This window comes from Amycolatopsis solani (genome assembly GCF_033441515.1).
In the GTDB taxonomy this organism is placed as follows: domain Bacteria; phylum Actinomycetota; class Actinomycetes; order Mycobacteriales; family Pseudonocardiaceae; genus Amycolatopsis; species Amycolatopsis solani.
This window is the reverse complement of record NZ_JAWQJT010000003.1, coordinates 584,519-607,967: the sequence shown is the minus strand read 5'-3', so window position 1 is coordinate 607,967 and position 23,449 is coordinate 584,519. Positions and strand designations below refer to the sequence as shown.

The 23,449-nt window shown below is 69.2% G+C and carries 24 protein-coding genes; 14 read left to right on the top strand and 10 right to left on the bottom strand.

Features of this window, described 5'->3' with window-relative positions:
- Window positions 1-23: 23 nt before the first annotated feature.
- Window positions 24-956: a helix-turn-helix transcriptional regulator gene (locus SD460_RS35420; protein WP_290055692.1), complete on the top strand. Its 933-nt coding sequence runs from the start codon at window positions 24-26 to the stop codon at window positions 954-956.
- Here the strand turns inward: SD460_RS35420 and SD460_RS35415 are convergent.
- Together SD460_RS35415 and SD460_RS35410 are read right to left on the bottom strand one after the other, a co-directional pair.
- Window positions 946-1,566 carry a TetR/AcrR family transcriptional regulator gene (locus SD460_RS35415; RefSeq protein WP_290055693.1) on the bottom strand — a complete coding sequence of 207 codons (621 nt, stop codon included), beginning with the start codon at window positions 1,564-1,566 and terminating at the stop codon, window positions 946-948. The two genes, SD460_RS35420 and SD460_RS35415, sit on opposite strands and share 11 nt — an antisense overlap.
- Before the next feature lie 508 nt (window positions 1,567-2,074).
- Complete coding sequence (locus SD460_RS35410; protein ID WP_290055694.1) at window positions 2,075-2,356, bottom strand: hypothetical protein; 282 nt, start codon at window positions 2,354-2,356, stop codon at window positions 2,075-2,077.
- Between the two features lie 263 nt (window positions 2,357-2,619).
- Here SD460_RS35410 and SD460_RS35405 point away from each other — a divergent pair, with 263 nt between their 5' ends.
- Window positions 2,620-5,886 carry an AfsR/SARP family transcriptional regulator gene (locus tag SD460_RS35405; RefSeq protein WP_290055696.1) on the top strand — a complete coding sequence of 1,089 codons (3,267 nt, stop codon included), beginning with the start codon at window positions 2,620-2,622 and terminating at the stop codon, window positions 5,884-5,886.
- Here the strand turns inward: SD460_RS35405 and SD460_RS35400 are convergent.
- From SD460_RS35400 to lxmK, 4 genes are all read right to left on the bottom strand, one after another.
- Complete coding sequence (locus SD460_RS35400) at window positions 5,860-7,083, bottom strand: MFS transporter (RefSeq protein WP_290055697.1); 1,224 nt, start codon at window positions 7,081-7,083, stop codon at window positions 5,860-5,862. The genes SD460_RS35405 and SD460_RS35400 overlap by 27 nt on opposite strands.
- A gap of 21 nt (window positions 7,084-7,104) precedes the next feature.
- Complete coding sequence (locus SD460_RS35395; protein WP_290055698.1) at window positions 7,105-7,260, bottom strand: hypothetical protein; 156 nt, start codon at window positions 7,258-7,260, stop codon at window positions 7,105-7,107.
- Window positions 7,261-7,352: 92 nt separating this feature from the next.
- Window positions 7,353-8,228 (bottom strand): T3SS effector HopA1 family protein, encoded by an 876-nt coding sequence (locus SD460_RS35390; protein WP_290055699.1) that lies wholly within the window; start codon window positions 8,226-8,228, stop codon window positions 7,353-7,355.
- A 38-nt stretch (window positions 8,229-8,266) separates the two neighbouring features.
- Window positions 8,267-9,316 carry a class V lanthionine synthetase subunit LxmK gene (lxmK, locus tag SD460_RS35385; protein ID WP_290055700.1) on the bottom strand — a complete coding sequence of 350 codons (1,050 nt, stop codon included), beginning with the start codon at window positions 9,314-9,316 and terminating at the stop codon, window positions 8,267-8,269.
- A gap of 178 nt (window positions 9,317-9,494) precedes the next feature.
- Between lxmK and SD460_RS35380 the strand changes: the two genes are divergently transcribed.
- From SD460_RS35380 to SD460_RS35325, 12 genes are all read left to right on the top strand, one after another.
- Entirely contained in the window at window positions 9,495-10,100 is a 606-nt protein-coding gene (locus tag SD460_RS35380) for a GNAT family N-acetyltransferase (protein ID WP_290055702.1), read from the top strand.
- A gap of 223 nt (window positions 10,101-10,323) precedes the next feature.
- Entirely contained in the window at window positions 10,324-11,304 is a 981-nt protein-coding gene (locus SD460_RS35375; RefSeq protein ID WP_318307335.1) for a ParB/RepB/Spo0J family partition protein, read from the top strand.
- A 127-nt stretch (window positions 11,305-11,431) separates the two neighbouring features.
- A complete protein-coding gene (locus tag SD460_RS35370; protein ID WP_290055704.1) occupies window positions 11,432-11,758 on the top strand; it encodes an Os1348 family NHLP clan protein in 327 nt (108 codons plus the stop codon).
- Window positions 11,759-11,936: 178 nt separating this feature from the next.
- Window positions 11,937-12,713: an aspartyl/asparaginyl beta-hydroxylase domain-containing protein gene (locus tag SD460_RS35365; RefSeq protein ID WP_290055705.1), complete on the top strand. Its 777-nt coding sequence runs from the start codon at window positions 11,937-11,939 to the stop codon at window positions 12,711-12,713.
- 14 nt (window positions 12,714-12,727) lie between these two features.
- Window positions 12,728-14,134: a B12-binding domain-containing radical SAM protein gene (locus SD460_RS35360; RefSeq protein ID WP_290055706.1), complete on the top strand. Its 1,407-nt coding sequence runs from the start codon at window positions 12,728-12,730 to the stop codon at window positions 14,132-14,134.
- On the top strand, window positions 14,131-14,973 hold the full coding sequence (locus SD460_RS35355) for a GNAT family N-acetyltransferase (protein ID WP_290055707.1): 843 nt from the start codon (window positions 14,131-14,133) through the stop codon (window positions 14,971-14,973). Before SD460_RS35360 ends, SD460_RS35355 begins: the two co-directional genes overlap by 4 nt.
- Window positions 14,973-16,238 carry an alpha/beta hydrolase gene (locus tag SD460_RS35350; protein WP_290055708.1) on the top strand — a complete coding sequence of 422 codons (1,266 nt, stop codon included), beginning with the start codon at window positions 14,973-14,975 and terminating at the stop codon, window positions 16,236-16,238. The genes SD460_RS35355 and SD460_RS35350 overlap by 1 nt, the downstream gene beginning before the upstream one ends.
- 115 nt (window positions 16,239-16,353) lie before the next feature.
- A complete protein-coding gene (locus SD460_RS35345) occupies window positions 16,354-17,220 on the top strand; it encodes a biotin synthase BioB (protein ID WP_318307334.1) in 867 nt (288 codons plus the stop codon).
- Entirely contained in the window at window positions 17,217-18,533 is a 1,317-nt protein-coding gene (locus SD460_RS35340; RefSeq protein WP_290055710.1) for a class I adenylate-forming enzyme family protein, read from the top strand. The genes SD460_RS35345 and SD460_RS35340 overlap by 4 nt, the downstream gene beginning before the upstream one ends.
- Window positions 18,520-18,816, top strand: a complete 297-nt coding sequence (locus SD460_RS35335; protein ID WP_290055711.1) for an acyl carrier protein — start codon at window positions 18,520-18,522, stop codon at window positions 18,814-18,816. Before SD460_RS35340 ends, SD460_RS35335 begins: the two co-directional genes overlap by 14 nt.
- 45 nt (window positions 18,817-18,861) lie before the next feature.
- Window positions 18,862-19,572 carry a 2OG-Fe(II) oxygenase gene (locus tag SD460_RS35330; RefSeq protein ID WP_290055712.1) on the top strand — a complete coding sequence of 237 codons (711 nt, stop codon included), beginning with the start codon at window positions 18,862-18,864 and terminating at the stop codon, window positions 19,570-19,572.
- A 96-nt stretch (window positions 19,573-19,668) separates the two neighbouring features.
- Window positions 19,669-20,928 carry an MFS transporter gene (locus SD460_RS35325; protein ID WP_290055713.1) on the top strand — a complete coding sequence of 420 codons (1,260 nt, stop codon included), beginning with the start codon at window positions 19,669-19,671 and terminating at the stop codon, window positions 20,926-20,928.
- Between the two features lie 646 nt (window positions 20,929-21,574).
- Here SD460_RS35325 and SD460_RS35320 read toward each other — a convergent pair.
- The 4 genes from SD460_RS35320 to SD460_RS35305 all read right to left on the bottom strand — a co-directional run bounded on the left by SD460_RS35320 (window position 21,575) and on the right by SD460_RS35305 (window position 23,347).
- On the bottom strand, window positions 21,575-22,090 hold the full coding sequence (locus tag SD460_RS35320; RefSeq protein WP_318307333.1) for a hypothetical protein: 516 nt from the start codon (window positions 22,088-22,090) through the stop codon (window positions 21,575-21,577).
- 358 nt (window positions 22,091-22,448) lie between these two features.
- The gene (locus SD460_RS35315) at window positions 22,449-22,742 is read right to left on the bottom strand and encodes a DUF6355 family natural product biosynthesis protein (protein ID WP_290055714.1); all 294 of its coding nucleotides are present in this window, start codon (window positions 22,740-22,742) and stop codon (window positions 22,449-22,451) included.
- Window positions 22,736-22,996, bottom strand: a complete 261-nt coding sequence (locus SD460_RS35310; protein ID WP_290055716.1) for a DUF6355 family natural product biosynthesis protein — start codon at window positions 22,994-22,996, stop codon at window positions 22,736-22,738. Before SD460_RS35310 ends, SD460_RS35315 begins: the two co-directional genes overlap by 7 nt.
- Before the next feature lie 90 nt (window positions 22,997-23,086).
- On the bottom strand, window positions 23,087-23,347 hold the full coding sequence (locus tag SD460_RS35305) for a hypothetical protein (RefSeq protein WP_290055717.1): 261 nt from the start codon (window positions 23,345-23,347) through the stop codon (window positions 23,087-23,089).
- Window positions 23,348-23,449 lie beyond the last annotated feature (102 nt).

The window sequence follows — 23,449 nt, the reverse complement described above, 5'->3', positions numbered from 1 at the left end:
GCTATTTCTGGGAAGATCGCGGCATGCCGAAAACTTCGGGACGGCTGCTGGCCATGCTCTCCCTGCTCCAGGCCCGCCGCGACTGGCCGGGCGCGCTCCTGGCCGAGCGGCTGGAGGTCAGCGAGCGCACGGTGCGCCGCGACGTCGACCGCCTGCGCGAGCTCGGCTACCCGATCGCGGCGGTCAAGGGACCGGACGGCGGCTACCGGCTCGATGCGGGTTCGCAGCTGCCGCCGCTGCTGTTCGACGACGACCAGGCGGTCGCCCTCGCGGTGGCGCTGCGCACGGTCTCCGGCGGCGGGATCGAGGACGCGGCCGCGCGGGCGCTGAACACGGTCCGCCAGGTGATGCCGGCGCGGCTGCGCCACCGCGTGGACGCCCTGCACGTCACGGCGGTGTCCGCCGGGCCGCCGGTGGAGCCGTCGGTGCTGGCGGCGCTCAGCGCCGCGGTCCAGGCGCGCGAGGTGCTGCGGTTCGACTACGCGTCCGGCGCGGTGCCGCGCCGGGCCGAGCCGCACCACCTGGTGACGCGGGGCGGGCGCTGGTACCTGGTGGCGTGGGACCTCGACCGCGCGGACTGGCGCACGTTCCGCGTCGACCGGATGAACCCCCGCGTCCCGACCGGCCCGCGGTTCACCCCGCGGGAGCTGCCCGGGGGAGACGTGGCGGCGTTCGTCGCGGACCGCTTTTCGGGCAAGGACGAGTGCCGCGGCGAGGTGCTCCTGGACCGGCCGGCGAGCGTCGTGTCGACCTACGCGGGCGACGGCGTGGTGGAGGAACTGGGCCCGGACCGCTGCCGGCTGGTGCTGGGCGCGTGGTCGTGGACCGGCCTGGCCGCGACGATCGGCCGCTTCGACGCGGACATCGAAGTCGTCGGGCCACCGGAGTTGAAGGACGCGTTCGCGCGCCTGGCCCGTCGTTACGCGGCGGCTGCCGACCAACCGCTCAGTCTGTGACTGGCGTCACGCCGAGCATCCGCAGCACCAGGCCACCGTATTCCTTGCCGAGCGCGGTGGGTGTCTGCCGGGCACGCTCGCTGTACCAGCGGGCGACGTCGACGCCGAGGGAGAGCACCGCCCGGGCGGAGGTGTGGGAGTCCGACACGGTGAACACGCCTGCTTCGACCCCGTCGGCGATCACCTTGCGCACGATCCGCTCGATCCGCCGCCGCAGCTCGGCGACCACCTCGAACTCCTCCTCGGGCAGCGCCTGCAGCTCGTACTGCACGACCCGCGCGACGGTGTGCCGCCGCGCGTGCCAGGCGACGAAGTCCTCGACGATCAGCCGGATCCGCTCGACGGGATCGGACACCTTGGCGACGACGTTCTCGACCAGCGCGAGCGTCTGCTCGTGCCCGTACCGGCTGATGGCGAAGAGCAGCGCGGCTTTCGACGGGAAGTGCACGTAGAGCGCGGCGGGCGACATCCCCGCGGCCCCGGCGATGTCCCGCGTGGTGGTGGCGTGGTACCCCCGCTTGGCAAAGGCCTCGACCCCGGCGAGCATGAGCCGCCGAGCGGTCTCCGGCTGCACGTCCGGCCACAATTCGGCGGACAGCGACATCGTCATCCGGTGATCCTCCCAGATAGCCCCGCCGGGGGTGGCGGCATCGATCGCCACTCATTCTAGGTGAGCGGTCGCTAACCGGAGGATCAGAGGGATACCTCCCGCAACGGGGATCTCATACCGAAGAGCTCTGATTCCGGGTCGGCGAGGCGCCTTGGCCGGCTACGCGCAGCGCTCGGACCGGTCCCTCGGGATGGGGTTCTTGCCCTCGAAGCCAAGCGTGCCGCGTCGTTGTCCACCGCGGGGATCGTGTGGAACAGTTCGGTCAGCGCACACACGGGACCGGAAGTGTGGTGCGCAGCGGCGCCGAACAGCCACCGTCGTGGGTTACCGACCCAACGCTCGCACTGCACCGCTGCGGTCGGTCGTCGATAGGAGCAGCCGGATCGCGCAGTGCGAGCCCCGCTCGGCGGAGACGAGGAGCAACGTGAACCACTGCTCCCATCGCCGGTAGGAGCGATGAGGCTGACCGCGAGACGGATCCGGGCGCCACGCACGGAACAGCGCCCGGTCACCAGGGGCCGGCAAGATTTGCCGATTCGGCCCCCTTCGATGCCGCACAGCTGATTGACCAGTGTGAAACTGCGGCCGTACCACCAGAAGCGATGACGAACGCGAGCCACGGGAAGAGAACGGCCCGCAGATCGTTGCGGAGGGACAGGATCGGTGAACCATTGCGGCGGACTGGTGCGCGGCGAACGGCCCGACCAGGTGTGGTGAAGTTTCCGCGCTGGTGAATGCGTACCGTCGGATCAAGCTGAAACAAACGAAGAGCAGCCAGCGTGAACAGCATTCGCGAAGACGGCCACGGTGCACCACGCGGGAGACCGGCGCGTCCTGACCGCGGAGCCCGATGACGGTTCCCCGTGTTCGGCCGGTACGCGGCGTGCCTCCAGTGCTCGGACGGGACCGCGAAGATCCCCACATCCGTACACAGTGGACTCATCAATGTGTGGACCCGACCGCGACGATCCCGGGCAGATTTCCAGGGGCACTGCCGTTGTCTGCCGGACTGATACAATTGCTCCCGCGCAAGTCGGCACCGGGGGGTGAACGATGGGTGAGGGGCTGAATTTTCGCATCCTCGGCCCGATCGAGGTGGAGGTAGCGGGCAACGTCGTTCTGGTCAACGCGCCGAAACTGCGGGTCTTGCTCGCCATGTTGCTCCTGTCCGCCAACAGCATGGTGAGCGCGGACAGCCTCGTGGACCAGCTGTGGGATCAAGCGCCGCCGCGTGGTGCGAGAGCGACGTTGCAAACCTACGTGCAGCGCTTGCGTCGCGTGATCGGTGACGCCGGGCGCATCACCACTGTGTCCGGCGGGTACCGCATAACCGTCGAACCCGGCGAACTGGACCTCGACCGCTTCTTCGAGGCGCGCGAACGCGCCCGGCAGGCCAGCGGCCTCCACGAGATGGCCGACGCCCTGCGTGAAAGCCTTTCGCACTGGCGTGGCCCCGCGCTCGCGGACATTCCTTCGGACCTCTTTCGCACGGTGCACGCGCCTCGTCTGGAACGGGAGCGGCTCGCCGCGCTCGAGGACTTGTTCGACGCCGAGCTGGGCCTCGGCCGGCACCGTGAACTGGTCCACGAGCTGCAGGTGGCGGCCGACGCCGCGCCGCTCCGGGAGCGGCTGCACGGTCAGCTGATGCTCGCACTGCACCGCTCGGGTCAGCAGGCCGAGGCATTCTCGGTTTACGACCGGATCAAGCGGGCCCTCGCGACCGAACTGGGGGTCGATCCCGGCGTCGAGCTGCAGAAGGTCCACGAGCAGGTGCTGGCGCACGATCAGGGGCCGGCCGGGGCGGGAGCGGGCGGCCCTGCCGCAGGCGAGCTGGTCCCGCACGAGCTGCCGGCCGACATCCCGGACTTCGTCGGCCGGGAACAGCTGGTGGGGCAGGTCGAAGCAGCATTGGGCGGCGACGTTTCCGGTGTGCCGGTGGTCGTGATCAGCGGTTTGCCGGGCGTCGGCAAGACGTCGCTCGCGGTCAAGGTGGCACATGGCATGCGTGGCCGGTTTCCGGACGGCCAGCTCCACGTCGACCTGCGGGGCCACGCTGCGACGCCGGCGTTGACGCCCACCGAGGTGCTCGCCCGGTTCGTCGTCGCACTCGGCGCGACGACGACGCGCCTCCCCACCGGGCAGGAAGAGCTCATCGCCCTGTACCGCACCCTCTTGCGAGGCCGGAAGATCCTGGTCGTGCTGGACAACGCCGTCAACCCGAGCCAAGTTCGCCCCTTGCTCCCGAACGCTCCCGGCTGTGGTGTGCTGATCACCAGCCGCAACGACCTCCGGGGTCTGGTGGCACTGCAGAGCGCCGTGCTGGTCCACGTGGGTGTGCTCGCCGCCGAACACGCCCATACCCTGCTGGCGAACATGATCGGGGCGCAGCGGGTGGCGGCCGAACCCGATGCCGTCGTCGAGATGGCGGAGTTGTGCGGTTATCTCCCGCTCGCGCTCAGGATCGCAGCCGCCAACGTGGTCGGGCAACCGGACGGGCCGCTGGCCGAGCACGTGGCAATGCTGCGGCAGGGAAACCGGCTGGCATCGTTGGAGATCGAAGGTGACGAGGAAGCCACGGTTCGCACGGCCTTTCGGCTCTCCTACGTGGCTTTGGACGCCGCCGCCGCGAGGACGTTCCGGCTGCTCGGCCTCGTGGCCGGACCGGACTTCTCGGTCGAGGCCGTCGCGGCGTTGACGGATTCGCCCGACGGCGACGTCCAGGCGGTGATCGAACAGCTGACCGTGGCGAACCTGGTCCTGAGGAACAACCGGCGCAGATACCAGCTGCACGACCTGCTGCGCGTCTTCGCGGCTGAACAATGCGTGGCGGACGATCGGGAGGCCACGCTGCTCGCGGCCAAGGAAAGACTCCTCACCTTCTACTTCCGCCACACGGAATCGGCAGCGGGCATGCTGTATCCCACGTATGTGCACCTACCCCGGCCGGAAAGGCTCGCGAGAGCCGAGCGGAAGGTTTTCGCGGATCCCGACGAGGCCATGGCGTGGATGAGCGCCGAGTGCCTGAACGTGCTCGCGGCTGTCGTCGACGCTTCGGACGGTGAGCTGGCCCCCTTCACCTGGCTGCTGGTCGAAACGTTACGGCCGTACCTGGTGGCGAGTGGTCGCTATCGCGAGGAGGGCCTCGGCGCGTGTGCCGCGGCGTTGCGGGCGGCCGAGGATCGCGGCGACCTCGCCGCGATCGCCGCGATCAACTGCTGCCTGGGCTCCCTGAGCTTCCGGCACGGTGACAAGCAGGGAGCACTGCACCACTTCGAGGCGGAGCTCGCTGCCTACCGCGCGGCCGGGCATGTCGAAGGTCAGGCGCGCGCACTCATCTCCCTGGGCAACCTCGACCGGGACGTCGGGCGGGTCGACGACGGTGTCGCCCGCATGCGCGCGGGCCTCGAACTGGCCGAGAAGACGACCAACACCCCCTTGCGGCGCTTCGGCTGGCTCGGTCTGAGCTACGCCGAGTTCTTGCGCGGGAACCTCGATGACGCCGAGGTTGCCGCGCGCCGGACGATCTCGCTCTGCGACCTTTCAGGTGAACAGGCCACCGAGGGCGACGTACGCGGCATCCTCGGTGAGATCTTGTTGCTACGAGGGCACTGTCACGAGGCGATCGAGCAGTTCAGCCGGTCTTTGGAACTGCTTCGCCGAGGTTCGCTCAGTCACTTCGAGGCTGACGTGCTCGGCCATCTTTCCCGTGCTTTCCGGGAGGTCGGTGACCTGGCGGCCGCCGGGCGGCACGCCCGGCTCGCGTTGCGCATTGCCCGCGACAGCTCGGCCAGAGAGGAGGAGGCGGAGGCGTTGACCGCTCTGGCGGCGGTGGCCTTGACCGGCGGAGAACTGGACGAAGCGCATCAGCTCTACCGTTCGGCATTGGCTGTGTGCCAGGAGATCGGATATCGGCGCGGCGAAATCGTCGCGCTTGCCGGGCACGCCGAAGTGAGCCGGCTGACCGATGATGTCACCGCAGCCGTCTCCGAGGCGCAGAAGGCCGTGCAGCTGGCCGAGGCCGCGGGACTGCAGATCCTGGGCATGCGGGCGAAAGTCGTTCTGGCGCAAGCAGAGCTCGACAACGGCGCCATCGATGTCGCGGCCGGCTGGGCGGAGTCGGCGTTCATCGAGGCGCGGCGGTGCGGGGCCCAGCTCGATCAAGCGCGCGCACTGCGGGCCCTCGCTTCGGCCCGCCGTGCCGCGGGAGACCCGGCTGCCGCGGAGAAATACTGCGGACTCGCCGACGCGTGCCTGAGCACAACCGGACTTCCCGCGTCGTCCGAGCTTCGCCGATCACTGGACGGTGTTCGCGGCGGCTGATCGAGGTCCAGCGTCGACCCGCCGCCAAGCGAGCCCGATCAGGCCGGACACGACCACACCGAGCACACCGGCCGCGGCGATGACCGACGAGGGCGCGAAGACCTCGGCCAGGAGTCCGTAGGTCAGAACCGCCGTTCCTTGTACCACCCTCAGCAGTGCGAAGACCATTCCGCTCATTTGTCCCCGCATGGCCTCGGGCGTCGCGGTCACCACGCCTGTGGTCACGGGGACCCAGAAGCAGGTCGCGGCGCCGTTGACGAACCAGATCACCGAGTCCGCGATCAGCCCGGGGTGCCAGGCGCACAGTGCGAAAGGCGCCGCCGACAGCACGGCCAGGACGCCCAGCAGCCGCATCCTGACCTCGGGACGTACCCACCGGGCCACCGCCCACACGCCGACGACCATCCCCGCCGATCCGATGCCCATCAGCGCGCCGGCGGCGGCCTCGCCATTGCCCGTCTCGATCGTGTAGGGCGCGACGAGCGCGGTCGAAACCATGCAGATACCGGGGACGACGGCGAAGCACATCAGCGTGCGCAGCCTCCGGTCGCTGCGCACCAGCTGCGAGCTGGCTGCCAACGAGGTCCACCAGCCGGCTGTGCGTGGGGAGCCCGTCGCGGCCACGGGGCGGGACCGGACGCCACGCCAGATCAGCAGTGCGGAACACGCGAAGGTCCCTGCGTTGATGTAGAGCGCTGTGCTCATGCCGAGCTGCTGGACAACGGCGCCCGCGCCCGCGAAGCCGGCTCCCACGGCAAGGTTGGCCAGCATGGTGTTGGCCGAAGTGCCGACCACATACCGATCACCGGTGAGCACCAGTGAAAGGGTCGCCGTCTGGGCACTGCGGAACGGTGAATCCAGCAAGCGAACCGCGATGAACAGCAGCCACAGCATCGCCAGTGGCAGGCCGGCCGTCGCCATCAGAACCACCAACGCGGCTCTCATCAGATCGGCCGCGATCATCACGGTCTTGCGGCTGAACCGGTCGGCGAGGCCGGACAGCAGCGCCCCGCCGACCAGGTCCGGGAGGAAGGTCAAGGCATAGGTGATGGCCATGAGCCCGGTCGACTGGCTCGACGCGTACACCCCGATGGTCACCGAGCCCCTGGCCAGGAAGTCACCGGCGGTGGACAGACCGAAACCGCAGAAGATGGCACGGAATTCGGAGTTCGCGAAGACTTCCCGAAAAGTGGTCACCCGACCCTCCTGTGTCAAGACCTACTCGCTCACCGTCTCCGGGCCGGGTGCGGCAGAAGAGAGGAAGCCGGGCGTCGTGGTGTTGCGCGACGTGGCGTGCGAGCCGGCGACCGGGGTCGAAAGGTCGGCCGGGGTGGTGAATTCGGCGTACGCCGCAAACAATTCTTCGGAATGCATCGAGAACCTTTCGAAGGTGCGGTTGTGGTGGTGCCCTTTCAGCCTCTACGCGGTTGTCCGTCGCGACAAGCGAACAGTGCGTGTGAGCTGAGTCACAACGCCGGGGAGTTGAGGTTCCGGAAGATCCCGGTCGCGTCGACGTTGCTCCTTTCCAGGGAGCGGGCCAGTTCCTCCTCTGGTGCTCCCGGCGCCAGCAGGGCGTCGGCGATGGCGCGTGATCGGTGTTCGCCGAAGCTGAGCCCCCGGTATCCGGGCCGCACATCCGCCGGGTCCCAGGCCGCCGCGACCCCGTCGGCGAGCTGGTGCGCGTATACCGACACCGAGCGGCCGAGGCCGGGCGCGCTCGTCAGCGCATCGACGATGTCGGTCGTGCACGGCCAGGCCTCGCGTCCGAGGTAGAGCACCAGCGCGTCGCGGCGAGGGAGGTGCAGGCTGATCTTGGCTCGAAACGGCACCCGGAGTTGTTCGAGGGACACCAAGATCGCGCGCCACGCGGCGGTCGCGGTGGATGGTTCGACCAGGTGCGCGTAAACGCGAAGGGTGTGGTCTCCCGAGACGAGCCCGTGCCCCGCTGAACCGTCGACGAGGAAGAAGCCGGGCGCCAGGCTCGGGCGGGTGCAGCCGATGTCGATCGAAACGAACTCCCCTGCCGAGCGGGCCGTGGTCCGGGACGCCGGAACGCGCACCCGGACACCCTCGATTTCGACGACCACGTCGTCCGCGCCACTGCGGGAGACCACGCGACCGCTGACACGCGTGAACTCGTGGGGAACCGCCGCCGCGAGCCGGCTGCTGAACCCGGGAGCTTCGGGGGACGCCGTGGTCCCACCGACGTGCAGGCGATCGTACAAAGCGGCCGCCAGCTGCGCGCGCAGGGCGGTTCCGGTGGGTGTCTCCAGCATCTGACCGGCGATGGCGACCTCGTCCTCCCGCACGTCGACGTCGAGCTCTCGCAGGACATCGAGCAAGGTCGTGATCGACGCTCCTGTCGTAGGGAAGACGCTTTTCACGTGGCGAGCCCCAGTGTGGTGGTGAACCGCTGCGGAGCGAGCAGCACCGCTCGGCCGATACCGGCCGCGGCGCGTTCGACCGGGAGCAGCCGGGACTGCCCGTGGGCGGCGGCGAGGACGCGATCGAACTGGTGCCAGCCCGCGAACGCCGCCGAACGGCGGGCGAGATCGGGGTCCGGTTCCCGGCGGTGGTCGAGGTACGCCCGCCAGAACGCCGCGATCAGCGGGCGCACGGCGGCGAACTGCGCGGCCCCCTTGGCGACGACGTCCCGGTGCCCGGGTGTTCCGTCTTCGAACACGATCCGCTGCGTGCTCCGGTACAGCCATTCACCGGCGAAGGCGCCGACGTCGCGCGCGGGATCCGCCAGCCTGAGTTCGTCCCAGTCGGCGAGGCGGACCCCTTCTTCGCCGACCACGAACTGGTCCAGCCGGAGGTCGCAGTGCGTGGGGGTGTGGAGTCCGTCCGGCGCGACGTTCAGCTCGTGGATCGCCGACGTCAGCGCGTCGTCCCCCTGCAGCAACCGCCACAACTCGAGCTCGGCGGCGCACGCCGCGCGGAACGCGTCGAGCGGGAGGGCGTCCAGCTCGTGCCGTGGGGGAAGCCGGGGGATCGACGTGTCGAGCCAGGGCGGGGGATCCTCGTTGTGCAGTCCGGCCACGAGGTGACCCAGAACCGCGGCGGTCGCTTCGTCGAAATCCCCGTCGTCGGCGAGCCGTGCGCCGTCTCGCGCGGGCGCGATCAGTTCGTACACCAGCATTCCGGAGCGCAAATCCCAGCCGTGACACCGTGGCCTCGGCGCCGGGTTCCAATCCGCCGATTCCAAGGAGATCAGCCTGCCGAGCCGGGCGGCGCCGTCCGGGGATGCTGCTTCGATTCGCTTGACGAAGACCCCGGCGCCCGAAACAGTGGCGCCTGCCCAATTGCGGTGCCGGCCGGTGAACGTTCCCGTGACGGTGTCGAGCGCGCCCAATCCCAGTTCTGTCAACAGTGAATCGGCAATCGTCCGCTCGGTGACGTCCAGATCGTCGGTGTCGATTTCTGTCACCCTGATCATGTTAACCTGCGGATGGGAACAACGGTAGGGAGTGAGGGTGCGCGAGGTTCGCGTCGACGCCGACGGTGTTCCGGTTCTTTCTTATCTCCGGAGGGAGAGCCAGGGCCTCCCGTGGGCGGATCGCGTGGAAGTTCTCGGCGCCGGCGCCGCGGATGTCATCCTTCGTGAGTTGTCCGGCTGGGCGGCCACCGGACCACGGTCCCTCGCCGACGAGCTCGTGCGGCGAGGAGCCCGGCTCATCCGGGCGACCCACCGCATGACCTGCGATCTGTCCGCGTCGCTTCCGCTCGCCGAATGGGCGTGCGAGGACGCTCCACAGCCCCTCCGGTTCACTCCGCTCGACCTGCCGGTCGACGATCTGCTTCCGGCGTGGCGCGCCGCGTACGCACCCGGGCACCCCGACTATCGCGAGGAGTACGAAGACGCTGCCGTACTGCGCCGGCGCTTCGACGGCTTGGTGGCCGGGACGGCGTACGGGCCCCTGTCACCGCTGAGCGGGCTGGTCTGCGACGACGGGGTGGTCGTGGCCGGAGTGGTGCTCAACCACCTGCCCGGGGACGTGCCCTGGGGAGGACTGCTGATCACGGACTTGTTCCGCCACCCGTCGTACCCCGGGTCGGGGACGGTCCTGCTCCGGCGCACGCTGGCTCGAGCGGCCGCCGCGGCCGTCGAGGTCGTGGGCCTGGTGGTCACGGACGGCAACCCCGCACGACGACTCTACGAGCGGCACGGGTTCGCCGTGTTCGAGAGCCCGGTCACGGTCAGGGTGCCCTGAACCGGCGTTGACCTGGGCAGACACGGTGGCGTCTGCGAGATGTCTGCGCCGTCGGCGAAGCTCTGCCGGTCCGTCCGCAGGGGAGGAGGGCGGCCACCGATCGGCTCGTCCGGGGGTCGAGCCGGCCGAGGTGGCCGCCCGGCCCCGGCGTGGGTCGTGGGAGGGGACGCAGATGCAGGAATCTCCGAGGGAACGGGCCGGACTTTCCGCCGCGCCGGAGAGAGTGCCGATCGCGCAGCTGGTGACGGCGGACTCCCCGCGCATTCACGGCGAGCAGGTCGAGCACACCAAGCTGCTCGCGGCGACGGAGGCCGTGCTGCCGCCGATCGTCGTCCACCGGCCGACCATGCGGGTCGTCGACGGGATGCACCGGCTCAAGGCGGCCGTCCTCCGGGGCGAGGACACCGTCGACGTGCTGTTCTTCAGCGGTGGCGACGCGGACGCCTTCGTGCTTGCCGTCGAGCTCAACCACGCGCACGGCCTGCCGTTGTCGACGGCCGACCGCAAGGTCGCCGCCGCCCGGATCGTCGACTCCCACCCGATGTGGTCTAACCGGCGGATCTCGGCGGTGACCGGCCTGTCGGCCGACACCGTCGCGAAGATCCGGCAGTGTTCGACTGACCGGATCGGGCAGTCGAACGTCCGGGTCGGGCGGGACGGCCGGCTGCGGCCGCTGGACGGCGCCCAGGCGCGCAGACGTGCCGCCGAGGTGATCACGGCCAATCCGGCCGCGTCCTTGCGCGACATCGCCAAAGCCGCTCGCATCTCCCCGTCGACCGCGCGGGACGTGCGCGCGAGGCTCGCCCGCGGTGAGGCCCCGGTGACTCCCCGGCAGCGGAACGGGAACGAACCCGTGCCGCTCGGCCGCGCCGCCGTGAAACCGGCCGCAGCGCGGGATGGGCGCACCCGGCGTGACCGGAGATCGGGGCCGGGGGAACCTCGGGCCGTTTCGGCCGCCGAATTCGTGGCGCTGCTCGCCCGGGATCCGTCGTTGCGCTTCAGCGAGGCCGGCCGGGCCTTGTTGCGGTTCATCGGTTGCGCGGCCGTCGAGGACGACCAGTGGGATGAAATGGTCAGGGGCGTACCCGTTCACCAACGCGAAACGGTGGTGCAACTGGCCCGTGAATGCGCATCGGTTTGGCGAGGCTTCGCCGAGCGCCTGGAGAGTCGCACCGGTGACGGCGTCGAGCTGAAGGCAAAATAGAAGTCAACGAATACGGCACCGAGAAAAGCGAGAATTGAAGTGCTTGACCGAGACTCCGATCTCCTGGCAATGTCGAGGTCCTGGACGGGACGGTTCCAGGAAAATCGATCAGTAAAAGGGAGAAAGCATGCCCAATTCGACTGACGCCTACACCGCGGAGCAGATCGCGGAGGCCGTCAAGGTGGCCCAGATCATGGACGCGGTCGTCGGACGGCTGACCTACGACAAGGAGTTCGCGGCCGCACTGGCCAACAACCCGAGCGAGGCCCTCGCGAACGCCGGCCTGCGCATGGAGAAGGAAGCGGTCGAGGTCCTCATGGCGACCGACCCCGAGCGCTTCGACCGGTCCTGCGAGGCACTGTTCGACCTCGTCGACTCGGACTTCCTGCACAAGCTCGTGATGCCGTCGTGCGGTCCGAGCCTGGTGCCCGAGCACCAGTACGACGTGGCCTGAGCCGGCCGCGAAGTCCGGTGCCGCCGCCGACTTCCCGGTGAAGGTGGTGCCCGGGTGAAGGTGGGCAGGCAAGCACGAGGGGGTTGATGGGGCGGGCTCTTCGGAGCTGCTGCGAAGAGCCCGCCCGGCCGGCCCGTGTTCGAACCGCACGACCTGGGAGGGGCGTTCAGTGCAGCCGTTGATCGAGAAGAGTCCGGAGTACCTGGAGCAGTGGATCGAGCAGAACGGGGTCGACCGGCGCGACGTGGCCCGCGTCGTCGAGGGCGTGGACATCAGTTCGCGCCGAGCGGTCCCGGACCTGCCACACGGGCAGGAGCCCGAGATCTTCGTTCCCGGTCTCACCGCGGCGGCCTGGTGGGACCGGGACAGGTTCCCCTGGCTCCCGGCCTTCGAAGCCTCGGCCGCGGACATCACCCGTGAATTCACCGACGCGGGCGGTTTCGCCGGCGGTGGTGCGGTTTCGCAGCCGAGTGAGCTCACCGACAAGGGCCGCTGGACCGCGCTCTACCTGTACTGCATCGGGAAGGCCTACTCCCGGAACCTCCGGCTGTGCCCGGCGACAGCGCGTGCCCTCGACGCGGTTCCCGGCGTCACCGGCACCCACGGAGGCATGTGCTACTTCTCGATCATGGAGCCGCGCACTCACGTCTCCGCGCACACCGGCTACACCAACGCGCACCTGCGATGCCATCTCGGACTGGTGGTTCCCGAGGGAAGTGCCCTCCGCGTGGGCGACGAGACGCGGGAATGGGAACGCGGTAAAGCCTTCGTCTTCGACGACTCCTTCGAGCACGAAGCGTGGAACGACTCGGACTCGGGGCGCGCTGTCCTGCTCTTCGACCTGTGGCACCCGGATCTGACCGCGGTGGAGGTGCGAGCTCTGGCTCACATGATGGGCGTGTGGCGGAGACTGCTGGCACGCAGCTTCTGGTCTGCCGAAATGGTCCGGGCGTAGACAGGAGAACGCTGATGGCTCGTGTCGCACTCGTCAACCTGGCCAGTCTCCCCATGCCCGGCAACGACCCCATCTTCCCGATCGGTCTCCGTTGTGTGCAGGACGCCCTTGACCGCGCCGGGCACGAGACCCGGCTCATCGACTTCGTCGAGACCCCCGCCGCGCTGGGCGACCTCTCGTGGGCAGCCGGAGAGTGGGATGTCATCGGCTTCACGATCCGCAACATCGACCCGCTGGACCTCACCTGCGACGGGCACGTCGACCACTACCAGGCGTTCGTCGCCCGGGTCCGGGAGGTCGTCGGTCGCGGCGGTCCGCTCTTGGTGGGAGGCGGCCCGGGGTACAGCCTCTTCGCGGACGGGTTGGTCCGGCGGCTCGGCTTCGACGTCGGGGTGATCGGGCCCGGGGAGCAGACGATCCTCGAAATCGTCGCGGACCCGGACGCGCACCGAGGTTCCGGCCGGAACCTGAGCGGAGCGCGGTTTCCGGGGTTCCTCGCCAACGACCTGCAGCATCCCCATTCGCTGATGTCCGCGTACGTCCGCCGCCAGGGCCAGGTCGAAGGCACGATGATCGGTGTCGAGACCCGCCGCAAGACCTGCTACCAGGGCTGCGTCTACTGCCCCTACGCCTACATCAGCGGACAGAACCAAGGTGACCTCAAGCCGTTGGACCTGATCGCGGCCGAGCTGCACGCGATCCACGGATCGGGGATCCGGCGGGTGTTCTTCACCGACGGCATCTTCAACAGCGAGCTCAAGTACGCCAAGGAGGTGGTGCGGACCATCATCGAGCAGAAGCTCCCCGGGCTGACCTGGTCCGCCTACTTCACCCCGAAACCGTTCGACGACGAGTTCGCCGAGCTGCTCGGTCACAGCGACGTCGAGTTCGTGGTCGTCTCACCGGACAGCCTGGACGACGGGATGATGAAGGTCCTGGGGAAGAGCTTCGGCACCCGGCACGTGACCAGGTTCATCGAACGCGCCAAGCGCCACGGCCTCGAACTGCGGATGAACGTGGTTTTCGGCGGACCGGGGGAAAGCCGCGCAAGCGTGCGTGCGACCGCCCAGTACGTCAATGCGAACCTGGCGACGGAAGAGCTGGTGATGAACCTCGGGTACCGGGTCCTGCCGGAGACGGCACTCGCCCGGCAGCTCTCCCTGGCCGACGACGACCTGCTGGACCCGACGTTCTACCCGTTCGACCCGGACCTCTTCTCCTGGGTCATCGAGGAGCTGGACAGCCGCTTCATGAGCACACGGGTGCTGCTCAACCTCATGGCGGCGCGGAGTTCGAGCAAGCGGATGAAGAAGGTTCCGTTGCCGGGGAAAGCGCCGGACGGTGTGGCGGCGAACTTCCCGTACCTCGCGTTGACCCGCAGCCGGCCTGACGCGGAGCCGGTTCGGCAGGGCCTCGGATGACCGCGGAAGACGACTGCGTGGTGCGCCCGTTGACCCCCGGCGACGCGGAGGAGGTTCTCGCGCTGGTCACCTTCGACGGCCTCGGCGCAGGCAGGCTGGCCGAGGAGCTGGCTGCGGCGAACGACTACCACTGGATGGGCCTGATCGACCCGGCTGGCCGGATCCGCGCCGTTCACCGGAGCATGCGGTGGGGTGATCACCTGCTGCTGAAGGGTGTGTTCGTCGAGAAGTCGCTCCGGGGCTCCGGTGCGGTGCTGCGTCTGGCGTTCGCGCTCCGGGAGGCTGCCCGCGCGGCCGGCTGCGCCGGAATCGCCGCGTGGGTCGAGCCGCACGAGCCGGAAGCGGCTCTGGCGCGGGTGCTGCGGCTTCGCTTGAGCAGCACGCTGCTGCACCGCTTCGAAGTCCGGATCGCCGAGGACGACGAGGGCCGGGGCATCGGGTTCGCGGAGAATTCGGGCGTGCTCACGGTCGGAGCCGCCGCGGGGCCGCCGCTGGTCCCCGATCTGCTCGGCTCCCAGGCGAAGCGTGCGCCTCACGGTGGCAGCGCGGCCCGCTGGGTGATCGACGGACGGCGGATCGTGCTGAGTGCTTGTCCCGCCCGGACGATCGCGGACCTCGGGGAAGTGGTCTCGGCAGTTCGCGCCCCGGCCGGTACCGGGCCGGTGACCACGATGGAGCTCCCGCTACCGGCCGGTGATCTGGCGATCGCCTTGGCGTTGACGGGCACCGGGGCGAAGCGGCTGAGCCGCACTCCGGTACGGCTCGGGCGGTGGGACTTCCCGGTGAAGCCGGCCACGCGGCCGGTCGCCACGACGGCCGGCGCGGGGAGGTCCGGCTGATGCTGAGCTCCGGAGAAGCGCGGGCATTGTGCGCCGAGGCCGATGTCGGTACGGCACTGTCGGTGCTGCGGCGCGAAGGCGTCGGCCCGGTCGCGTTGCGAGGGCTGCTCTCGCAGTGGGAGAAAACCGGGCGAAAGTCGTACCCGTCCGCTGTGGACCTGGTCGACGGACACGGCCGTAGCACCTCCGCGGCGATCCACGTGCCGGCCGGCGCCCGCCCCGGGCAGCTCGGTGCGCTGGTGGTCCTCCACGGCGCCGGCGGCTCCGGAAAGCAGGTGCTCCCGCAGTTCACGACCCTCGGCGACCGCGTCGGATCCGCTGTGATCTGCCCGACGGCGCGGGTGCCGCCGCGCACCGGGAACGGCCTGGACATGGCGGGCATCTTCGGCAACCGGTTCGCCAAGCCGAGCTGGGACCTCCGGAGCGGAGACCTGGCGCTCGCCGCCCTGCGGTGGGCCCGGACCGAACTCGGCGTCGATCCCGACCGGTGCGTCGTCGCCGGGGTGTCGATGGGTGGCTTGGCGACGTGGAACCTGGGCATGCGGTTCTGGCCGCACTTCGCCGCGGCGGTGCCGATCAACGGCGCGCTCTCGATGTGGGAGATGTTCGGGACGGACCGGCGCAGCCGCGCGCTCGTGCCGAACCTGCGCCCGCTGCCGTTGTTCGTCGTTCACGGCAGCGAAGACGAGCAGATCCCTCCGCACTTCGACCGCCGATCCGTGGCCGAACTGCGAGAGCTGGGGCACCAGGAGCTGGAGTACGCCGAGGTGAGAGGCGGCCGGCACGGGCTCGAGACCCTCGGGCTGGACGACGGGATGCCGCTCCACCGCCGGTTGGAGCAGTGGCTGACGAGACGGCGGCGGACCGGCTCACCGGTGGAGGTCCGGCACCGAGCCGACGAGGACCGGCACGGACGCGCGTTCTGGGTCCGGCTCGGCGGGATCGGTCCGAGCGAGGCGGGCGAGGTGCGCGCCCATCGGAGGACACCGGGGCGAGTCGTCATCGAGGTGGCACGTGCCGCCACGGTGACGCTCTACCTGAGCACCGAGTGGGCGGCCCCGGGGGACAAGATCGAGGTGTCCGTCAACGGGGTGACGTCGACGGTCCGGTTCGAGCCGGACCTGGCGACCGTCGTCGCCTCGTTCAAGGAAACGGCCGACCCCGCGCTCATCGCCGAGCAGGTCGTCTCCTTCGCGGTGCCACGGACCACCGCCCACACCCCATCCGACACAGAAGCGAGGGACGATGCCGCTCACCCGATCTGAAATTCGCGCCATGCTGCTGGCCCGAGGCCCCGAGCAAGAGGAGGTGTTCGCCCGGGCCAGGCAGGCTCGCGAAGAGTCTTTCGGTGCCACCGTAGTGCTTCGCGGTGTCATCGAAGTGACGAACGTTTGCCGGGTGAACTGCGACTACTGCCCCATGCGCCGGGACAACACCCGCGGCAACGACCGCTACTTCATGAGCGCCGACGAGATCCTGGAGCGAGCTGTCCGGATCAAGGACGCCGGCATCGACATCATCCTCCTGCAAGGCGGGGAAACGCCGCGGGAGCTGGCGGCCGTCGAGGAAGCCGTTCCCCGGATCAAGGAGCTGTTCGGCGGCCGCGCCGAAGTGTTGCTCAACCTGGGAAACATGCGGAAGGACCAGTACGCGCGCCTGCGCGAGGCCGGAGCGACCAGCTACATCCTGAAGCACGAGACCAGCGACCCCCGGCTCCACCGGGAGCTTCGCCACGAGAGCCTCGACGAACGGCTGCGCTGTCTGCGGGACCTGCTGGACCTGGGTTACAAGGTCGGGACCGGCCTCATCTCCGACCTGCCTGGGCAAAGCTTGGACAGCGTGGTGGACGACATCGAGCTGGCCGGCGAGCTCGGTGTCCACATGTGCAGCGTGAGCCCGTTCGTGCCGGCCCCGGACACCCCGTTGCAGCTGCGGCTCCCGGGGTCCGTCGACCTGGCGCTCAACGTGCTGGCTTGTCTTCGGATCAGCTACCCCGAGCTGCTCATCCCCTCGGTGAGCGCGCTGGAGAAGACCAGCACGGGCGGGCAGTCACGCGGGCTCGCGGCGGGCGCCAACGTCATGACGGTGAACTTCACGGGCGACTCCGACCGGCACCGCTACCTGATCTACGGCAAGGACCGCTTCGTGGTGAAGATGCAGCACGTCCAAGAGCTCGTCCGGGCGGCGGGGCTGGAGGTCCGCGGCTCGGTGTTCCTGGACGACGCGGTACCGGCGGCGTCACGATGAGCGGTGAGCGCCAAGGGCTCGCGGGCTTGATCCTCGCGCAAGGAGCGGAGATCGACGGGGTGCCGCTGGAAGAGCGTGAATCCCGCTTCGAGGAAGTCGGCGACCGGCTGGCCGCGGCGGGCGTCCGGCCGGGGGACCCGGTTGTTCTCCGCGGACTGCAGGGCCGGGACCTGCTGCTCGCCGCGGTGGCCGCCTGGCGGCTGGACGCGGTCCCGGTGCCCCTCCCGGTGTCGGTGAGCCCGGGTGACTCGTCGGCCCCCCGCGACGCGTGCCACGTGCGGCCGGACCTGCAGGTGGCGCCGAGGACGTCGGACGCGCCGGCCTTCGACCTGACCGGCACCGCGGTGCTCCACCTGAGTTCGGGGACTACCGGCCGGCCGAAGCTGGTCAAGCGGGGTGTCGGGAGCTTGGTGGTCGAGGCGGAAGGTTATCGCGTCGGTCTGTCGCTGGTTCCCGGAGATCGTGTCGCCGTGCCGATCCCCCTGGCGCATTCCTTGGGTTGGGGTGTCGCGGTGAGTGCGCTCGTCAACGGCAGCAGCGTCGAGGTGACGCCGTTGGCGGGCATCGGTTCCCTGAGCCGCCGGATCGATTCGGGTGCCGTTTCGGTGCTGGCGGCCACGCCGCCGTTGGCCCGCCTCCTCGTCGACGCGCCGCGACGGGGGGAACGCGGGCTGCGGGCAGCGATCGCAGGCGCCGGTCGTGTCCCCGAAGAACTCGATCGAGTGTTCCGGGAGAGGTTCGGGGTTTCACTGCTTCGCGGGTACGGCTCGTCCGAGACGGGCGGGACGTTCTGCGGCACCGACGGGATCGGACGCCCTCTGCCGGGTGTCGAGGTGCTCCGCCCGGACACCGGCGAAACCGGTGAGCTCGTGCTGCGGCTGGCGGCCCCGGTTCAGGGATACCTCGGCGGCGGGGAGCAGAGCACGCACGAGTGGTGGACCGGAGACGTCGTCCGGCGGGAACGGGACGGCGTCGTGCGTTTCGTCGAACGGACCCGCGGTCCGCTCCGGCTCAACGGCCGGTTCGTCGACGTGTCCGAGCTCGATGCGGCGCTGCGTTCCGTTCCGGGCGTCGACGACGTGCACTTCCTCGCTGTCCCGCGCAACCCGACGCCGGAGATCGAAGACTTCTTCGTCGTGGTGGCGGGATCCCCGGGCGTCGAGGCAACCTTGGCGGATCGGCTGGAGCGCGCCGGCGCACCCGTGCCGCGCCTGGTGAGGTGCGAGCGCCTGCCGGCGAACACGCTCGGCAAGCCTGACCGCGACGCGATGATCGACCTGGTGCGGAAGGACAACGCCGGTGCCCGGGCATGACGCGGAGCGTCGGGGAGCCGAGTACGAACTGCTGGTCGCGACCCAGGTCGTCGAGGCGTTCGGGGAGCTCGGAATCCCGGTCGCGACGGTGGAAGAGATCCTCGAGAACCCCAGCCTGCGCCGCCGGGACTTCGCGCGCCTGGGACTGGGGTCCCTGGACTGGATCGCCTTGGCCGGCAAAGTGGAGGCGGTCACCGGCGCGGAGCTGCCCGACCGTGCCTTGCTCGAACCGGAGCACCGGTGCGTCAGCGGCTGGGCGGCGGCCCTGTCCGCGACGACCTGATCTTGTCGGTTCCCGATAGCGGGAAGCAGAACACGGAGGGTGGGAATGGAAGTCTCTCAACGCGGTAAGCGGTTCGTCGTCATCGACGGCTTTCTCGACGAGGCGAAGCTGGCATCGGCGCGGACCATGCTCTCCCGCGCGAACTTCGCGCAGGTGGACAGCGTGATTTCGCCTGCCGAGGACGGAATGGCGTTCCGGGCCAAGGGAATCCAGTTCCGGGACGACCTGTGCGCGGTAGGTGTGGGTGGCAGGCCCGCCGTCTACGAGGAGCTTGTGCGGACCGTGCACCGCGAGCGCGAGTTCTACGGCGAGCACGAGGTCGACTGGAACCGGATCGCCTTCACCTTCTGGAAGTACCCCGCGAAGAGCCGGCTCGGCTGGCACGACGACGCGGGCCACGGGCGGCGGGGTGAGTTCATCGTGTTCCTGCACGAGACCTGGCGTCCGTCGTGGGGAGGCGAGCTCATGGTGCTCGACGTGGATCCGGAGGAGCTGCGCGAGGTCGCGAGTGACGCTCCCGTCTCCCGCATGGAGGCACTCCTCGACGCGTGCCCGATCAGCCCGGTGGCCATCGCACCCAGGCCGAACCGGCTGGTCCTGGTGAAGGCGGAGACCGTCCACCAGATCCACCGCGTGGACGAAACCGCCGGTGAATCCTTGCGGTGCACGCTCACCGGGTTCGTTTCGAAGGACGTGCGTGAAACGAACGCGCGTAGCGCGCGAGAAAGGATGGCGGAAGCTCTTGGAGTTCGATGAGGGGCGGCGAGACCACCGTTCGTGGGTCGACGATTCCGCCGATGTGACGATAGCGCGTGTCTTCGGCACGGGACGAAACCCGCTATGATCACCGTTATGAAGGGGGCTCGCACCAGATTCGTCAATGAACTGCACGGCCGTGGCGAGCGGATGCTGGCGGTGGCACTGGCGGTGCTGTATCTCGGCACCGGCCTTTCGTATTCACTGCTCGCTTTGTACTGCATCCGGCATCTCGGCCTGAGCCCGGTCGCCTACGGTGCCGGGATGAGCGTCGCGGCGCTGCTCGGCATCGCCTCCGGGCCGGTGATGGGAACGCTCGCGGACCGGGTCGACGGGCACCGGCTGTACGCCGTCCTGGTGTGGACGATGTGCGCGGCCACCGCGGCCGTCATCTTCGCTCCGGGCTGGCTCGCGCTGATCCTGCTGAGTGTGCTGACGGTTTGTGGTCGGGGGAGCGCGGCGGTGATCGGTGCGCTGATCGGGCGTTCGGTACCCAAGGAACGCCGGATCCGGTACCGCGCCGTGGTCAAGTCCCTGAGCAACTCCACCATGCTGATCGGGTTGGGCTTGGGTGCACTCGTGCTGGCCGACGGCTCGAAGACGGCGTTCCGGTTCGGGTTCGCGGCCGAAGCGCTCACGTTCGTCTTGGCCGGCCTGCTGGTCTGGCTGTCGATGCCCGGACGGGCGGCGGTACCGGCTCGAGAAGCTGGTGAACCGCCGGCCGAGCGGGCCGGACGGTCTCGGTTCGAGGTCGTCAAAGACGTCCGGTTCGCCGCGCTGACCGTCTTGAACGGCATCTTGACGCTCTCCGAATCCATGCTCACCATTGCCCTGCCGTTGTGGGTTTCGTCGCGGATGCACGCTCCTCTCTGGATCGTGTCGGTCGCGATGGCCATCTACACCGTCGGAATCGTGGTCCTCCAGATCCCTGCCTCCCGCGGGGTCGACGACGTGCGCACGTCGGTTCGTGCCGGACGGCGCGGTGGCGTGCTGTTCGCGGTGGCGGCAGTGATGTTTCCCGTGGCGGGAATGGCGTCCGGGGTGCCGCTGGCGGTCGGCGCCGTCGTGGTACTGGCGCTGGCCATCGTGGCGGGCGAAGTGTTCTACACGGCGGGCTCGTGGGGGCTCGTCTACGCGTTGGCGCCGGAGGAGTCGCTCGGGCAGTACCAGGGGTTCTTCAACACCGGCTTCGACCTGAGCATGATGCTGGGGCCGGCGCTGTTCGCTTGGCTGGCCGGCGGCCAGAGCACGGTCGGCTGGGGTGTGCTGGCGGCCGTCTTCCTGCTGGCCGCGCTCCTGATCACGCCACTCGGTACGCGGGTCAAGGAAGTCGGCCCGGCGACCGCTTCGACCTGAATTCCTCATCAGTACCGTTATCGGGGGGTTTGTTCATGGTGTGCAAATCGATGTCGATTGTTGCTGTGTTTTCAGGTTGTGTGCTTTTGAGTGTCTCGGCCGGAACTCCGGCTCAGGCCGATGTCAGTGCGCACTGCCAGGATTACGGGTTCTGCCTGTTCTCCGGAGCGGGATTCACGAGCAAGAAAGCAACGGTCCCTACGGGCAGTGGATGCCGTGCGGTGGCGACCCTCGGGTTCACCACCGCGCGGTCTGCGGCGCGTGGTTACGGCGACAGCAAAGTGCTCGAGTTGTTCGCAGATGCGGAGTGTGCGAACTCCGTGGGTACCGTTGTCACGGAGGTGGCGAACACGTCGGCTGTGGCCTACCGACTCATGTCCATCCCGGGCTAGGTGTTGCGGGTCATGACGTTGGCGACAGCCGGCGGGGCCTCAACCGCCAGTGTCGTCATGGTGAGGCCGGCATGCTCGACCACCCCGCCGAGGGCATCACCACCTCGATCCGGACCGTCGGCCGGCACCTGCTGCAGCAGGGACTGAACCGGCGCCGCTTCCTCGATCCGACGGGCGTCAGACCGGCCAGATCCCCGGCGGCGGCCGGCGCATCCACGGCAATCGGGTTCGTCCGCCGCGCGCGGCATCACCCACTACACCCCACGCCACAACGGTAAGGTCGAGCGCTGCAACCGGATCTGGCCGAGGAGTTCTTCTACGCGCATGTCTGACCGCTGCCGCCGGCGACGTCGCGCCCCGCTGCACTGCCCGACCAGCACTCCATCCGAGGCGATCGAGAAGTCATCCACCTGCGGCAGCACTACCACTTCGGCCTGCTGAAGACGAGCGCAGCGCCCGGCCACCAGCTGCAGATCGACGCCAAGTTCGTCCGCCGACCGCAGCTGCCGTCCGCACCACATCCCGGCCCGCACACCCGAGCACGGTGGCGGCCCGCGATCTCGCGGGCCGATGTCGCATCGCCGGCGAAGGCTCGCGGGGATGGCGCCCCGGGCGTGGCGGATCACGGCTTCAGGGCAACCGTCTTCCCGGCGGAAGATGAGCACGTGGGTCCCGTCGGCGGTGACGGCGATGCCGTCGCCTGCTGCCCAGCCGAGTGTCATGAGCACGGGGCGGTCACCGACGCGCCCGGAGGGGTCGACTCTGTTCATGACGCAGGTCCACTTGGCGGTCGGCAGAACAAGGGGGACACCGAGCCGCTGAGAGCCGTCGCCTGAGAAAAAACAGTGCGCCGAGACGCTATTCGTGTTTCAGCGCGGGACAGGCGGGCAAGGGTTTCGTGGACCCGTTCCGGATTCACCGAGATCGGGGGCGACCTGGCGCGGGTGGATTGGACGTCGACACCGCTGGGCGTACCGGCGGGCTGGCCGCAGAGCCTGCGGACCGCGGTGAGCATCCTGTTGTCGTCACGGGCCGGCCGGCGAGCGAGATCTGGGGCGACATCGGCCCCCGGATCCGGATGGTGCTCTCCACCGCCAAGGCGACTTTGCTGCGCTGCTCCCACGCGCACTAGGGACACGACCGCCCGGTGTACCACGCAAACTTGATCTGTGAAGCGAAGCCGAGGTAGTTGCGGTTCGGGTAGGCGCAGTCGTTGTACCCGGGCAGGCCGTTCTCCCGTTCGACGCGGATCTGGATGTGCGATCCGTCGGAGGTGCAGTGGGTGTAGAACGCCGAGGGGCCGCCCTCCCAGAAGCCGCACTGCTCCGCTTCGGACTTCGCCGACCCTTCCGCGCCGATCGCGAGAACGGCGAAGACCGCGGCGATCGACCCGATGAGCGCACGCTTCCCGGGCGTCAGCACAGCGTCCCCTTGTACCAGGCGTAGGCGACCCAAGCGGTGTAGCCGAGCCGGTTCTCGCCCGGGTGGGCACACACGTCCTTGCCTTTGATTCCGTGGTGCATCTCGACGCGGATCCAGACACTGGAACCGTCGCTGGTGCAGTGGTTGTAGAAACTCTCCTCGACCGTCTCGTGGTAGCCGCAGGTCAGCACCCCCGCGCTCAGGGACGGCGCTTCCGTGAACGGTTCGGCGCTCACCGCCGGCGTCGTGCTCATCGCCAGAGCGACCACCCCTGCCGCGGCAGCGGACGCTCGTGTCCTCGTCGACCTCATTTTCGGTCCCTCCGTGGATCGCCGTTCGGATTTCTAGTGGCAGGAGTGGTTGGGCTTGAGCTCCGCGACACCGGGGCTGCGCTTGTCGAAGCTGCCGTCGAACGGGTGACTGTCCACAGTGAACAACGAATGGTCACACGTGTTCGCGACGGTGACGCGCTGCACCCAGCCACTGGGTGCATAGGTGACTTTCGTGGTCACACAACCGTCCGTTGCCGACGCCGTCCCCGTGCCGAGCGACACGAGTCCGGCGGTGAGCGACAGCACGCCCACGAACACCTTGCCCCTCTTCATGATTTCTCCTCCCGGTACCCGCTGCCATCACTCCCGACGCGCCGGCTCCGTTGAGCCGCCCGCAGCAGGTTCACCCGAATGGTCCACCTTCGCGTCCGGATC